The organism is Streptomyces sp. CGMCC 4.7035 (assembly GCF_031583065.1).
Classification (GTDB): Bacteria; Actinomycetota; Actinomycetes; order Streptomycetales; family Streptomycetaceae; genus Streptomyces; species Streptomyces yaanensis.
In genome coordinates, this window is record NZ_CP134053.1 from 588,456 (window position 1) to 602,359 (window position 13,904).

At 69.3% G+C, this 13,904-nt stretch carries 13 protein-coding genes; 9 read left to right on the top strand and 4 right to left on the bottom strand.

Annotated features, from left to right (window positions below; all coding sequences use genetic code 11):
* Positions 1-85 precede the first annotated feature (85 nt).
* Together Q2K21_RS02535 and Q2K21_RS02540 are read left to right on the top strand one after the other, a co-directional pair.
* Positions 86-919: a COG4705 family protein gene (locus tag Q2K21_RS02535; RefSeq protein WP_310763668.1), complete on the top strand. Its 834-nt coding sequence runs from the start codon at positions 86-88 to the stop codon at positions 917-919.
* Between the two features lie 152 nt (positions 920-1,071).
* Positions 1,072-1,368: a hypothetical protein gene (locus Q2K21_RS02540; RefSeq protein ID WP_310763670.1), complete on the top strand. Its 297-nt coding sequence runs from the start codon at positions 1,072-1,074 to the stop codon at positions 1,366-1,368.
* On the opposite strand, the gene Q2K21_RS02545 is transcribed toward Q2K21_RS02540, so the two are convergent.
* The 4 genes from Q2K21_RS02545 to Q2K21_RS02560 all read right to left on the bottom strand — a co-directional run bounded on the left by Q2K21_RS02545 (position 1,349) and on the right by Q2K21_RS02560 (position 5,113).
* Positions 1,349-2,731, bottom strand: coding sequence for a sensor histidine kinase (locus Q2K21_RS02545; RefSeq protein WP_310763672.1), 1,383 nt, complete (start codon positions 2,729-2,731; stop codon positions 1,349-1,351). The genes Q2K21_RS02540 and Q2K21_RS02545 overlap by 20 nt on opposite strands.
* The gene (locus tag Q2K21_RS02550) at positions 2,728-3,390 is read right to left on the bottom strand and encodes a response regulator transcription factor (RefSeq protein ID WP_310763674.1); all 663 of its coding nucleotides are present in this window, start codon (positions 3,388-3,390) and stop codon (positions 2,728-2,730) included. The genes Q2K21_RS02545 and Q2K21_RS02550 overlap by 4 nt, the downstream gene beginning before the upstream one ends.
* 132 nt (positions 3,391-3,522) lie before the next feature.
* Positions 3,523-4,128 (bottom strand): phosphatase PAP2 family protein, encoded by a 606-nt coding sequence (locus Q2K21_RS02555; protein ID WP_310763676.1) that lies wholly within the window; start codon positions 4,126-4,128, stop codon positions 3,523-3,525.
* Between the two features lie 460 nt (positions 4,129-4,588).
* A complete protein-coding gene (locus Q2K21_RS02560) occupies positions 4,589-5,113 on the bottom strand; it encodes a hypothetical protein (protein ID WP_310763678.1) in 525 nt (174 codons plus the stop codon).
* Positions 5,114-5,702: 589 nt separating this feature from the next.
* Between Q2K21_RS02560 and hemL the strand changes: the two genes are divergently transcribed.
* The 7 genes from hemL (at position 5,703) to ccsB (ending at position 13,642) form a co-directional block, all read left to right on the top strand.
* Positions 5,703-7,022: a glutamate-1-semialdehyde 2,1-aminomutase gene (hemL, locus tag Q2K21_RS02565; protein WP_310763680.1), complete on the top strand. Its 1,320-nt coding sequence runs from the start codon at positions 5,703-5,705 to the stop codon at positions 7,020-7,022.
* The gene (locus Q2K21_RS02570; RefSeq protein WP_310763683.1) at positions 7,019-7,693 is read left to right on the top strand and encodes a histidine phosphatase family protein; all 675 of its coding nucleotides are present in this window, start codon (positions 7,019-7,021) and stop codon (positions 7,691-7,693) included. The genes hemL and Q2K21_RS02570 overlap by 4 nt, the downstream gene beginning before the upstream one ends.
* A gap of 186 nt (positions 7,694-7,879) precedes the next feature.
* On the top strand, positions 7,880-9,193 hold the full coding sequence (locus Q2K21_RS02575) for a polysaccharide deacetylase family protein (protein ID WP_310763685.1): 1,314 nt from the start codon (positions 7,880-7,882) through the stop codon (positions 9,191-9,193).
* A 66-nt stretch (positions 9,194-9,259) separates the two neighbouring features.
* Positions 9,260-9,895: a TlpA family protein disulfide reductase gene (locus Q2K21_RS02580; protein ID WP_310763688.1), complete on the top strand. Its 636-nt coding sequence runs from the start codon at positions 9,260-9,262 to the stop codon at positions 9,893-9,895.
* A gap of 1 nt (position 9,896) precedes the next feature.
* Entirely contained in the window at positions 9,897-10,667 is a 771-nt protein-coding gene (locus Q2K21_RS02585) for a cytochrome c biogenesis CcdA family protein (protein WP_310763690.1), read from the top strand.
* Positions 10,668-10,670: 3 nt separating this feature from the next.
* Entirely contained in the window at positions 10,671-12,563 is a 1,893-nt protein-coding gene (gene resB, locus Q2K21_RS02590) for a cytochrome c biogenesis protein ResB (protein ID WP_310763692.1), read from the top strand.
* Positions 12,560-13,642 (top strand): c-type cytochrome biogenesis protein CcsB, encoded by a 1,083-nt coding sequence (ccsB, locus tag Q2K21_RS02595; protein WP_310763694.1) that lies wholly within the window; start codon positions 12,560-12,562, stop codon positions 13,640-13,642. Before resB ends, ccsB begins: the two co-directional genes overlap by 4 nt.
* Positions 13,643-13,904 lie beyond the last annotated feature (262 nt).

A 13,904-nucleotide genomic window follows, 5' to 3' on the forward strand; every position in this document is an offset into this window, starting at 1 on the left:
CGGTCGGCTTGTGCGAGCAGCGGTGGGCGTGGTGCCGCGCGGCAGTCAGGATGCGTTCAGGTGTCCGATGGCACGGTCGCTGTCCATGACCTACGAAATGTCTGAGACTCCCGCGGTCCCCAGCGACGTTGCCGCTGCTGCGCGTCCCCGGCCGCGCTGGAACAAGGTGCCCGAGATCACCGTCTACTTCTGGATCATCAAGGTGTTGTGCACGACGGTCGGCGAGACCGCGGCCGACCTGCTGAACGAGAAGGCGGGCCTCGGCCTGACCGGTGTGTCGGTGCTGATGAGCGCGCTGCTGGCCGTGGTGCTGGTGGTGCAGTTCCGCACGCGTGCGTACCGGGCGGGCGTGTACTGGCTCGCGGTGGCCCTGATCAGTGTCGTCGGCACCCTGATCAGCGACAACCTGAGCGACAACATGGGCGTGCCGCTGGAGACGAGTACGACGGTGTTCGCGATCGTTCTCGCGGTCGTGTTCGTGGTCTGGTACCGGCGCGAGCGGACGCTGTCCATCCACCACATCGACACCACGGGCCGCGAGTCCTTCTACTGGCTCGCCGTCCTGTTCACCTTCGCCCTGGGAACCGCCGCCGGGGACTTGGTGTCCGAGCGCATGGACCTCGGGTACTGGCTGTCCGCCGTGCTGTTCGCGGCGGCCATCGCCGCGGTGGCCATCGCCCACTTCGCGTTGGGCCTGGACGCGGTGTGGAGCTTCTGGATCGCCTACATCCTCACCCGCCCGCTCGGCGCGTCCATCGGCGACTACCTCTCCCAGCCGACCGGCGACGGCGGCCTGGGGCTGGGCACCGTGGTGACCAGCGCGCTGTTCCTGACGGTCATCCTCGGTCTGGTCGTGTACCTGGGCGTGACGCGCAAGGACGTCACCGAACCTGAGCGGGCCGCCCGATACGCGGCCTGACCAGGCAACCAGGTCACGTCCAGCATGCGTTCAGGCCCTCTGTGCCGCGGTCGGAGACACCGGCCGCAGTCCGCGGCCGGCGCATCTCACAGGGCGCTCGTCCCACTTCGGGGGCGAGCGCCCTGTCGTTTCGACCGGCCAGGAGACATCGAGTGGAGAAGTCGGAGCTCCTCACCGACCTCGACATGGCGAACACGCCGACCAGGACCGAGTCGGTCATGAAGAAACTGCCCGAGGTCACCACCGCGGGTGACTTCCTCACCAAGCCGGTCGCCAAGGGCGGCCTGGATCTCGGCACGGCGGGCTCGTCCGCCATCCTGCTCGCGGTCCTGCTCGGCCTGACGGCCTACGCGCAGGTGGAGGAGCGCCGGACCGTCACCGCATCGGCGAAGACCGCCACCGCATCGGCGAAGGAGGAACGGGAGTCGGTCACCCGGCAGGAAGGGTGACCGTGAACCTGGCCCCGGGCGCGTGCCCGGGCTCGTAGGACACCTCACCGCCGACGGCGCGGGCCAGGCGTCGCGCGAGCGGCAGCCCGAGGCCCGCGCCGTCGTGCCCGTCGTCGGCGTCGGCGCGCCGGCCGGGCTGGAACAGCTCACCCATGAACGCCTCCGGCACACCGGGGCCGTCGTCGACGACGTCGATGGCCACTGCGCCAGGGAGGCGCCGCACTGACACGGTCGCGCTGGAGCGGGCGTAGCGGACGGCATTGGCGAGCAGGGGGCTGACGATGCGTTCGAGCAGAGCGGAGGGAACACCTGCCTCCAGCACTGGGGCTCCCGTCTCCAACGCGGTCTTCACGCCGTCCGGCGTGCCGAGTTGCTGGAGCAGGCGGCCCAGGACGGGCACGACATCGGTCGTTCCGGGCGCCGTCGCCGCGTTCAGCGCGTCCTCGCGGGCCTCATCGAGGAGCGTGTCGCAGATCGTACGCATGGACTGTGCTGCCTCGGCGATCGCCTCGTGGGCGGCACGGGTCTCGGCATCCGTGCGGGGGCGGTCCCGCCACCAGTCGAGTTCCATGATGATCCGGGTGAGCGGCGTGCGTAGTTCGTGGGACAGCTCTCCCGTCAGCTGCTGTTCGTGGCGCAGTACGGTGCGTATGCGGTCGAGGAGCGCGTCCAGTGATGCGCCCAGACGGGCGAGTTCGGCCGGGTGATCCGCTGCGCCGAAGCGATCGTCGGAGCCCACGGCACTCCACTGGGTGGCCTGGTCGGTCATCGTCCGCACCGGGCGCAGCGCCCGGCCGACGGACAGGCGTGTGAGGACGTACGTGCATCCGAGCATCACGGCGTCCAGGATCAGCGACCCCAGCAGCAGGGTGTCGGCGGAACTGCGGTACGGAGTCAGGTCCAGGGCGGTGACGACAGCGGCGACGGCATGGTGGCCGATCGGCTGTGCGCACAACCGGACGGGCTGGTGACCGTGGGGCTGGACGGTTGCGCAGGCGTCCTCCCGCTGTTCGGCCAGCCGGTCGGCGGACCGGGTCACCGGGCTGTCGACCGCGGTGGACGGTGGCTTCTCCAGCAGGCGGGTTCCGGCGTAGATCCACACGTTCTCGTCGAGGAGGCGGTCGTTGACGGTTTCCAGGACGCGCACCTGAGGACCGCTGGTGTCGACGGTCGTGGCCACCGCTGCCGCTCTGTTGCGCAGTTCGTCGTCCGCCTGGTGCTGCAGGTGCCGGTCCATCACGGCGTTGAACGCCACGGTCAGGACCGTCATCAGCAGCGCGGCGGTGGTCAGCGCCACGAGGGAGAGCCGGCCGCGCAGAGTGCGCGGGGCCAGGCGACGAAGGACGCGGCGGGCACGGTTCACGACAGGCGGTGTCCGATCCCGCGCGCCGTGTCGATCGTCAGACGGCTGCCCGCCTCGCGCAGTTTGCGGCGCAGCCGGCTCAGGTACTGGTCCAGGGTGTTGTCGCTGACCTGTGCGCCCTCGGGCCAGCCGGCCCGCACCAGGTCACGGCGGCGCACCAAGGTTCCGTCCGCTGCGGCGAGCGTGGCCAGCAGCCGGAACTCCGTCGGGGAGAGGGCGACGCGAGCCCTGTGCACGGTCATGCTGTGATCCACCGCGTCCAGGACCAGATCACCGGTTGTGGCGGCGGGCCGTGGGGCGGCCCGTCTGAGCGCGGCGCGCAGTCTGGCCGTGAGTTCGGCGAGGTGGAAGGGTTTGGCCAGGTAGTCGTCGCCCCCGGCGGAGAAGCCGGACAGGCGGTCGGTGAGCCGGTGCCGGGCGGTCAGGAAGATCACGGGGGCGAGGAAGCCGTTGGCACGCATCGCCTGGCACACGTCCCGTCCGTCCGCGTCGGGCAGGCCGACGTCCAGGACGGCCGCCGCGATGTCGGCGGTGGCGAGCCGCAGGGCGGTGGTGCCGTCGGCGGCGAGGACGGGCTCGAAGCCCTCGTCCCACAGACCCCGGCGCAGCACGTCCCGCAGGGCGTGATCGTCCTCAACAACAAGGATCTTGGAGCGCATGATCCTCCGTCGGCCCTCCGGCCGTGGCCCTACCTGCGATGAACGATTCGGGCAGCCACTGGGGCATCGGCCGGCGGCACACCGCTGGGCGGCCGACGGCGGACAGCCGGCCGCGGACCACGCCACGACGGTTCATGAGGTCAGCAGCAGAGCACCCAGGCGTCTGCCGGTGAGCCATCGCGCCAAGGCTTCCGACCGCCGCAGCGCCGCGAGCATCGCCACCCATGCCACCAGCCCGCCGACTATAAGACCGGCCAGGACGTCGTGCGGATAGTGTGCGCCGACCCACACGCGGGATGTCCCCATCGCCAGCGCGGCCACGACCCCGACCGCCCCGAGACGGCGCGAGACGAACAGCAGAGCCACCGCGGCTGCGGCCGCAATGGCCGCGTGATTGCTGGGGAATGACCAGTCACCGGGCGCCGGACACGCTTCCAACGTCCGCACACGCATGCTCTGACACGGCCGGTCCTCGCGCACCGCCAGCTTCACGGCGGCGTCCACGCCGTACGCCACCACCACGACCACCGGCACCGCCAAAGCCCTCACGGCGGCGACGGCCCCCGCGTGCCTGGCCCGCCACCAGCCGACGGCTGCCAGGACGGCGAACGCCGCGAGCCCGTACGTCGACCAGGCCGAGACCGTGTCGTCCAGCCAACCGGGCGAGTGCTGCGCGAGGCGTACCACGTCCGAGTAGCCGGAGCCGTCGATGGAGGACCCGTCAAAGGCCAGGATCACTTGCTTCCTTTCCTCGCGTCCGACTTGACGGGAGCGATCGACTCGACAGCGAGTGACTACAGAAATGTAGACGGTCTACCGAACTGTAGACGAACGGCGGCCGAACAGCGTTCCCGAGCGACGGCCACCGTGTGCAGGCCACCCGGGGTCACGCAGGGGGCCGACCTTGTTGGCCCACCAGCTACGCTTCCGTGCTCCTGGACGCGGGGGCATCAATTCACGTTGCGGACGCACACGCACCTGCTGCCGTCCAGCGAGACCGCACCCGCAGGGCGATCGGCGACGCCTTCACGGAAGAAGCGGAGGTGGAAGGCAAGGAGACCGGCCCGCCGCCCAGGACACATCCGTGCCTCAGCGAAACCAATCCGCTCTCAATGTGCCCTGGGGGTCGGACGGCTCCATCCGCCACATGGCGAGGGCGGGGTCCGAAAACCCCGCCCGCTACCCATGAAACCCCAACTCAGGGCCAAACCAGGCAATAAGGCTGATGCCCCGCCTCATGCAACCGATGGCTGAAGTCCTGCCATTCGTGCAGCAATTGGTACACATTGAAGGCATCCCGCGGCCCACCCCGGTCCGGCACCGTCGACCAGATGAACGCCGCCGCGCCCACCTGCTCCTCGCCGATGCCCCGCAGCGGGTCCACGGCCGTCATGGGGAGTTTGACCACCGCGTAGTCGGGGTGCAGGACCACCAGTTCCAGCGGCGGGACCTTGTGCAGCGGGACGCCCTCGATGCCCGTGAGGACCATCGCCGCCATCGTCTCCGGCTTGATCTTGGTGAACATGCCGCCCATGCCGAGCTCGTCGCCGCCGAGTTCCTCGGGGCGCATCGAGATCGGGACGCGGGCCGCCGTCGCGCCGTCCGGCGCGCCGAAGTATTTGTACGTCACCCCCACCCGACCACCATTCCCGCTTCCTGCACTGAGTCGGTCGATCGTACGGTCCCTGCGTTCCCTGCGCTCTCTACGGTCCATACGCTCCATACGCGCCGCCCGGCCGATTCGCTCAGGCTCATCCCGCGAGCTCTGGGAGTTCTGTGGGCTTTCAGAGCCGCTGGAACTGCTGGAGCCGCTGGAGCCGCCGGAGCCGCTCGAACTGCTGGAACCCCGGAAGCTCCTGGAGCCCGCAGGGCCCGTAGGCCCCGGAGTACCTGCAGAGCCCATAGGGCCCGGAGCACCAGAAGAGCCCATAGGCCCCGGAGCGCCGGACGAGCCCGTAGAGCCCGTAGCTCCCGTACCGCTCTCCGGTCCCTGTGCGTCCTGCCGGCCCGAGCCCTGTGAGCCGCGTGAACCATACGGTTCGTGCGCCTCGTGCGGCCCGGGCGTCCGACGTGTATCGGTCGTCTCCTCCGCGTCGCGCCGGTGCCTTCCCCGCCGGGCACGCCGAGGACCCAGATCATCGGTCCCCTCGCCCAGTCCGCCACCGCGATGCATATCTCCACCCGACTGCTTTTCTAGGACGCGTGGCCCCCGCCGCGCAACCCGATCATCGTGTCAGTGACCTCCCCCACGGCCGCCCGCCGAAACGTGCGTTGAAACACCTGTCCGCAGGATCTTCGCGGCCTCTGACACCATGGCTAGTGTGAGCTATCCGTACGAAGCCCCAGTTTCGCAGACTCTCTTCGAGCGCGCGTCGGCCGTCACGCCCGGCGGCGTGAACTCTCCCGTGCGCGCCTTCCGCGCCGTGGGCGGTACGCCCCGGTTCATGGTGTCCGGTGGCGGTCCCTATCTGACCGACGCCGATGGGCGTGATTATGTCGATCTTGTATGTTCCTGGGGGCCCATGATCCTTGGGCACTCCCACCCCGATGTGATCGCCGCCGTCCAGGAGGCCGTCTCCCGCGGTACCTCCTTCGGTACGCCCGGTGAGGGCGAGGTCGCGCTCGCCGAGGAGATCGTCGCGCGGGTCGAGCCCGTCGAGCAGGTGCGGCTCGTGTCCAGTGGGACCGAGGCCACCATGTCGGCGATCCGGCTCGCCCGCGGGTTCACCCGGCGGTCCAAGGTGATCAAGTTCGCCGGGTGTTACCACGGCCATGTGGACTCACTGCTGGCCGCGGCCGGGTCCGGCGTCGCCACCTTCGCGCTGCCCGACACCCCCGGTGTCACCGGTGCCCAGGCCGGCGACACCATCGTCCTGCCCTACAACGACCTCGACGCCGTCCGCGCCGCCTTCGCCGCCCACCCCGGCGAGATCGCCTGTGTGATCACCGAGGCCTCGCCCGGGAACATGGGCGTCGTGCCGCCGATGCCCGGGTTCAACCAGGGGCTCAAGGATCTTTGCAGGGAGAACGGGGCCCTTTACATCTCCGACGAGGTCATGACCGGGTTCCGCACCAGCCGTGCCGGGTGGTTCGGGATCGACGGGGTCACGCCCGATCTCATGACCTTCGGCAAGGTCATGGGCGGTGGGTTCCCCGCCGCCGCCTTCGGGGGGCGCGCGGACGTCATGGCGCACCTCGCCCCGGCCGGGCCCGTCTACCAGGCCGGCACCCTCTCCGGGAACCCGATCGCCACCGCCGCCGGGCTCGCCCAGCTGCGGCTCCTCGACGACGCCGCGTACGAGAAGGTCGACGCCGTGGCCGACGAGATCCGTACGCTCGTGACGGACGCGCTCAGCAAGGAGGGGGTAGCCCATCAGCTGCAGAGCGCCTCCAACATGTTCTCCGTGTTCTTCATCGACCGGCCGGTGCGGAACTACGAGGACGCCAAGGCGCAGGAGTCCTTCCGGTTCACCGCCTTCTTCCACTCCCTCCTCTCCCAGGGCGTCTACCTGCCGCCCTCCTCCTTCGAGTCCTGGTTCGTCTCCACGGCCCACGACGAGCGGGCGATCCAGCGCATCGCCGACGCCCTTCCGGCGGCGGCCCGGGCAGCAGCGGAGGCCACGGCAGCATGAGTGACATCACCGTCGTCCACCTGATGAGGCACGGCGAGGTCGCCAACCCGGAGGGGATCCTGTACGGGCGGCTGCCCGGCTACCACCTCTCCGAGCTCGGCCGACAGATGGCCGAGCGGGTCGCCGAGCACCTCTCGACCCGCGACATCACGCATGTCGTGTCCTCCCCGCTGGAGCGGGCGCAGGAGACGGCCACCCCGATCGCCAAGGTGCATGGGCTCGACCTCGCCACCGACGAGCGGCTCATCGAGGCCGACAACGTGTTCCAGGGCAAGACCTTCGGGGTCGGGGACGGGGCGCTGCGGCGGCCCGAGAACTGGAAGCACCTCGTCAACCCGTTCAAGCCGTCCTGGGGCGAGCCGTACATGGAGCAGGTCGTACGGATGACGGCGGCGCTGGACGCCGCCAAGGACGCGGCGCGCGGGCACGAGGCCGTGTGTGTCAGTCACCAGTTGCCGATCTGGATCGTGCGCAGCTTCGTGGAGAAGCGGCGGCTGTGGCACGACCCGCGCAAGCGGCAGTGCACGCTCGCCTCCCTGACCACGTTCACCTATCAGGGCGACAAGATCGTGTCCGTGGGGTACACCGAACCGGCCCGGGATCTGGTGCCGGCTCATCTCCTCGCGGGCGCCAAGCCGGTGAAGGGGAAGGACAAGGCGTTCGGCGCGTGAGTGGCTCGTAGGTGCCGCACGTCTTACGCCATGGTGTGCGGTTCGTCACAAGACGTATTCAGTCCTGTCAAGTGACCGTATCTTCGTAAAATCCGTTCCATAGCTGTCAGTTCCGCGGAACCTATGTTTCCGTTGTGCCCTCTCATTGTGTGACCAGTGAGAGGGCGCGATGAAATGGGGACGGGAATGCGGGACTTCAGCCGACGGGGACTGATCGGGCTCGGCGCGGGTGCGGCGGCGGCCATGGGACTTGCCGCGTGCGGTACCCAGCAGGAGGACGGTTCGGGCCCCGGGCATGGTTCCGGCGGGAAGACCCCGGGGACGTCCGGCAGCCCCAAGCCCACCGCGCGTCCGATCGGTGACGGCTCCACCGCCCACACCGGCAAGCAGCCGAACCAGCCGGGCAAGCCGGTGCCCCTGGAGCCCGGTCAGACCCCGCCGCAGTTCGTCATCTTCTCCTGGGACGGCGCCGGAGAGGTCGGCAACGGGCTCTTCCCGCGCTTTCTCGACCTCGCCAAAGCGCACGGCGCGCACATGACCTTCTTCCTCTCCGGGCTCTATCTGCTGCCCGAGTCGAAGAAGCGCAAGTACCTTCCGCCGAACAACGCGCCGGGCGCCTCCGACATCGGCTACCTGACGGACGACCACATCAAGGCCACCCTGCAGAACGTCCGCCGTGCCTGGCTGGAGGGTCACGAGATAGGCACCCACTTCAACGGCCACTTCTGCGGCGAGGCCCATGGCTCGGTCAAGTGGTGGACGCCCAAGCAGTGGCGCAGTGAGATCGACCAGGCCAAGGCCTTCGTCAAGGAGTGGCGTACCAACACCGGGTGGACCGATCTGCCGTCGCTTCCCTTCGACTACGACAAGGAGCTGGTCGGCGCCCGCACGCCCTGCCTGCTCGGCCAGTCCAACCTGCTGCCCACCGCCCGCGAGCTGGGCTGGCGTTACGACGCGTCCTCCTCCGGCGGCCTGCAGATCTGGCCGCAGAAGAAGCAGGGCATATGGGATCTGCCCCTCCAGCAGATCCCGTTCCCGGGGCACAGCTTCGAGGTGCTCTCGATGGACTACAACATCCTCGCCAACCAGTCGCTCAACACGACGAAGGCGCCCTCGTACAACTACCCGGGCTGGCGCACGCAGGCGACGAACGCCTACATAAGCGGCTTCAAGCGGGCGTACGAGACAAATCGCGCACCTTTCTTCATAGGTAACCACTTCGAGCACTGGAACGGCGGCATCTACATGGACGCCGTCGAAGCGGCGCTCAAGCACATAGCCCGTGAGAAGGAGAAGGGCGAAGACGTGCGAATCGTCTCCTTCCGGCAGTTCGTGGACTGGCTCGACGTACAGCGGCCCGAGGTCCTGAACAAGCTGCGGACCCTGGGTGTGGGGCAGCAGCCGGCCGGCGGGTGGAAGACGTTCCTCGCGGACACCGGCAAGGCGGGCACCGGCAAGGCGGGGTCCAGCGCCTCCGGCGCCTCCGCAAACGGCGCCTGAAAAGCGGGTTTCCGCCCGCAAGGGGGGTGCGCAAGATCCTCGGAACGGACATGCGAAACTTTTCACATGAGTGCCGCCTGCCGCGCCCCCCAGCGCCTGAACCGCACCCGTAGCCGCAGCCGCCGCCGCGCCGTCCTGGCCACCGCCGGGGCCGCCGTCGCGGCGCTGGCCCTGTCCGCCTGCGGGTCCGGCGGCACCTCCGGGGGTTCCGGCAGAACAGGTTTCATCACCGGCAAGGACGGCATCGCGACCGTCAAGAAGGGCGAGCGGGACGCCGCCCCCGACCTGTCCGGCACCACGATCGACGGCAAGAAGCTCGACGTCGCCGACTACAAGGGCAAGGTCGTCGTCATCAACGTCTGGGGCTCCTGGTGCCCGCCGTGCCGCGCCGAGGCGGCGAACTTCGTCAAGGTCGCGGCGGACACCGCGAGCAAGGGCGTCCAGTTCGTCGGCATCAACACCCGCGACACCAGCACGGAACCGGCCCGCGCCTTCGAGAAGCAGTACGGGGTCACGTACCCGAGCCTGTACGACCCGTCGGGCAAGCTGATGCTCCGCTTCAAGGCGGGCACGCTCAACCCGCAGGCGATCCCCTCCACGCTGATCATCGACCGGGACGGGAAGATCGCCGCGCGCACGCTCCAGGCCCTCAGCGAGGAGAAGCTGCGCGGAATGCTCGCCCCGGTCCTCGCGGAGAAGTGACGTGACCGGAGTGTCCACGCTCGCCGCCACGGGCTACAACGGCACGGTACTCAACGGCGCCCTGCTGGTCGCCCTGCCCATCGCCCTGCTCGGCGGCCTCGTCTCCTTCTTCTCCCCGTGCGTCCTGCCGCTCGTCCCCGGCTATCTGTCGTACGTCACCGGGGTGACCGGCACCGACCTGGCCGAGGCCCGGCGCGGGCGGATGGTCGCGGGTGCCTCCCTCTTCGTGCTCGGCTTCACCGCCGTGTTCGTCTCCACCGGGGCGCTGTTCGGCTCCTTCGGCTCGACGTTGCAGGAGCACAGGGACGTCCTGTCCAAGGTGCTGGGCGCGCTCATGGTCCTCATGGGTGTCTTCTTCATGGGGCTGATGCCCTGGCTCACCCAGCGCGAGTTCCGCGTCCACAAGCGGCCCGTGACCGGGCTGATCGGCGCCCCCCTGCTGGGCGCGCTGTTCGGGATCGGCTGGACCCCGTGCATCGGACCGACCCTCTCCTCCGTGCTGATCCTCTCCTCCGACCAGGGCAGCGCGGGCCGTGGGGCCATACTGACGGTCGCGTACTGCCTCGGCCTCGGCCTCCCCTTCGTGCTCGCCGCCGTCGCCTTCCGCAAGGCGCTCGGCGCGTTCAGCTGGGTCAAGCGGCACTACGCCTGGGTGATGCGCATCGGGGGCGGCATGATGATCGCGACCGGCCTGCTGCTGCTGACCGGCGCCTGGGACGGCATCGTGCAGCAGATGCAGAGCTGGTCCAACGGCTACTCGGTGGGGATCTGATCCATGAGCGACACACGGAGCACCGACGTGCAGAGCGACGCGACCCCCGACATCCTCACGAACGGCACCGAGCCCGAACCCGGCGCCAACGGCACCGAGTCCGACCGCGGCAGCACCGACGGCGCCGAGTCCGGGACCACCGCGGGCGGCGTCGATTCCGACCTCGGCGAGGCCGGCTCACAGCTGTCCACCGCCCCCGCCGAGACGGCCATTCCCGGCTCCTTCGGCGGCTCCCGCGCCCCCGGCGCCAAGGGCTGGATCACCTGGACCGCGCGCGAGGTCATCGGCTGGGCCCGCTGGTTCTGGCGGCAGCTCACCTCCATGCGGGTCGCGCTGCTCCTGCTCTTCCTGCTGTCGCTCGGCGCGATCCCCGGCTCGCTGATCCCGCAGACCGGCACCGACGAGCTGAAGGTTCAGGCCTTCATGGCCGAGCACACGACGCTCGGCCCGGTCTACGAGAAGCTGGGGCTCTTCCACGTCTACAGCTCGGTGTGGTTCTCGGCGATCTACATCCTGCTGTTCGTCTCGCTCATCGGCTGCATCGTGCCGCGCACCTGGCAGTTCGTCGGCCAGCTCCGCAGCCGCCCGCCGGCCGCGCCCAAGCGGCTGACCCGGCTGCCCGCCCACGCGACCTGGCGCACCGACGCCGACCCCGAGCAGGTCCGCGAGGCCGCGCTCAAGGTACTCAAGCAGCGCCGCTTCCGCGCGCATGTCGCCGGGGACGCCGTCGCCGCCGAGAAGGGCTATCTGCGCGAGGCCGGCAACCTGGTCTTCCACATCGCCCTGATCGTGATGCTGATCGCCTTCGCCTGGGGCCAGCTCTTCAAGTCCGAGGGCAACAAGCTGGTCGTCGAGGGCGGCGGCTTCTCCAACACCCTCATCTCCTACGACGACATCAAGTCCGGCAGCCTCTTCAGCTCCGACGACCTGGTGCCGTTCAGCTTCGACCTGAAGAAGTTCACCGGCACCTACGAGCGCAGCGGCCCGAACAAGGGCACCCCGCGCACGTACCAGGCGGACATCACCTACAGCGTGGGCGCCTACGGCAAGGAGAAGAAGACCACCGTCAAGGTCAACGAGCCGCTGCACATCGGCGACGCGAAGGTCTACCTCGTCAGCCACGGGTACGCGCCGACCGTGACCGTGCGCGACGGCAAGGGCAACGTCGTCCTCCACGACGCCGTGCCGTTGCTGCCGCTCGACTCCAACGTCACCTCGCAGGGCGCCATCAAGGTGATGGACGGCTACCGCAACGCGCAGGGCAAGCAGGAACAGCTCGGCTTCGCCGCGTTCTTCGTGCCGACCTTCGCGGGCGCCGGCAAGGGCGACATGTTCTCCCAGTTCCCGGCGCTCGACTTCCCCGTGCTCGCGGTGACCGCGTACCACGGCGACCTGGGCGTCGACGCGGGCATTCCGCAGAACGTGTACCAGCTGGACACCAAGAAACTGAAGCAGTTCAAGGACGCCAAGGGCAACATCGTCAAGGACCGCCTGCTGCCCGGCGAGACCATGAAGCTGCCCGACGGAAACGGCTCGATCACCTTCGACAAGGACATCAAGGAGTGGGCCCAGTTCCAGATCGTGCAGCAGCCCGGCAGCGGCTGGGCGCTCGGCGGCGCGCTCGCCGCGATCTTCGGCCTGGCCGCCTCCCTGTTCATCCAGCGCCGCCGGGTCTGGGTGCGCGCGACGACCGGCGCCGACGGCGTCACCGTCGTGGAGATGGCGGGCCTCGGCCGCAGCGAGTCCGCGAAGCTTCCCGAGGAACTCGGCGACCTGGCCGCGCTCGTCCACGACCAGGCCCCCACGAAGACCGAAGATCCAGACGCCGACCCCGATCAGGAGCCGGGCGCCACCACCCCCGTACCCGCCGCTGAAGGGGCTCAGGAGACGTCGTGACCCTCGCCACCGCCACCAACGAACACCTCGCGAACATCAGCAACACGCTGATCTACTCCGCGATGGCCGTCTACACGCTGGCCTTCTTCGCGTACATCGCCGAATGGCTCTTCGGCAGCCGCAGCAAGGTCGCCCGCACCGCCAACGCGCTCACCGCCGAGGCCACGAACAAGGCGCAGGCGCCCGCCGTCACGGTCAAGAAGGCCGGTGGCACCGCCGTCCTTGAGCGGCCCAAGGTCGTCACCCGTGCCGCGGCCGGCGCCCGTGACGTACCGGACGGCCCTGGCGCCCACGGTGGCGACGAGCAGGGCGACCTCTACGGCCGGATCGCCGTGTCGCTCACCGTGCTCTCCTTCCTCGTCGAGTTCGCCGGCGTGCTCGCCCGCGCCCTGTCGGTGCAGCGGGCGCCGTGGGGCAACATGTACGAGTTCAACATCACCTTCTCCACGGTCGCGGTCGGCGTGTACCTCGCGCTGCTCGCCCTGAAGAAGAACATCCGCTGGCTCGGCCTCCCGCTGATCACCACGGTCCTGCTCGACCTCGGCCTCGCGGTCACCGTCCTGTACACGGCGAGCGACCAGCTGGTCCCGGCCCTGCACTCGTACTGGCTGTACATCCACGTCTCGACCGCCATCTTCTGCGGCGCGGTCTTCTACGTCGGCGCGGTCGGCACGATCCTCTACCTGTTCAAGGACTCGTACGAGAACAAGCTCCAGAACGGCGGCAAGCCCGGCCGCTTCGCCACCTCCGTCCTGGAGCGGCTGCCCGCCGCCGCCTCGCTCGACAAGTTCTCCTACCGCGTCAACGCCGCCGTCTTCCCGCTGTGGACCTTCACGATCATCGCGGGCGCCATCTGGGCCGGTGACGCCTGGGGCCGCTACTGGGGCTGGGACCCCAAGGAGACCTGGTCCTTCATCACCTGGGTCGCCTACGCCTGTTACCTGCACGCCCGGGCCACGGCCGGCTGGAAGGGCCGCAAGGCCGCGTACATCGCGCTCATCGCCTTCGGCTGCTGGCTGTTCAACTACTACGGCGTCAACATCTTCGTCTCCGGCAAGCATTCGTACGCCGGCGTCTGACCGCTCCGCGACCGAGGCCGGTTCCTGTGACCCACGTCACCGGAACCGGCCTTTGTCGTGCGGACAGGTGGGGGACGTGGACACGCATCTGTGGAAACGCGACTCCTCAAGGAGCATCTGATGACCGAGATCCGGCGTGAGGAAGCAGCACAGGCACCCGCCGTACGCAGAAGGTGGCTGCGGCCCGCGTTCGCCGCCGCGGCCGTCGCCACCGCCGCGGCCGTCAATGGGGCCTTGGTCCCTCCGTCCGACGGGGCCTCCG

Coding starts and splice junctions, on each gene's coding strand:
- resB (WP_310763692.1), top strand. CDS start 10,671: ATGAGCGACACACGGAGCACCGACGTGCAGAGCGACGCGACCCCCGAC.
- hemL (WP_310763680.1), top strand. CDS start 5,703: ATGGCTAGTGTGAGCTATCCGTACGAAGCCCCAGTTTCGCAGACTCTC.
- Q2K21_RS02550 (WP_310763674.1), bottom strand. CDS start 3,390: ATGCGCTCCAAGATCCTTGTTGTTGAGGACGATCACGCCCTGCGGGAC.
- Q2K21_RS02570 (WP_310763683.1), top strand. CDS start 7,019: ATGAGTGACATCACCGTCGTCCACCTGATGAGGCACGGCGAGGTCGCC.
- Q2K21_RS02575 (WP_310763685.1), top strand. CDS start 7,880: ATGCGGGACTTCAGCCGACGGGGACTGATCGGGCTCGGCGCGGGTGCG.
- Q2K21_RS02535 (WP_310763668.1), top strand. CDS start 86: ATGACCTACGAAATGTCTGAGACTCCCGCGGTCCCCAGCGACGTTGCC.
- Q2K21_RS02580 (WP_310763688.1), top strand. CDS start 9,260: ATGAGTGCCGCCTGCCGCGCCCCCCAGCGCCTGAACCGCACCCGTAGC.
- Q2K21_RS02560 (WP_310763678.1), bottom strand. CDS start 5,113: ATGGAGCGTATGGACCGTAGAGAGCGCAGGGAACGCAGGGACCGTACG.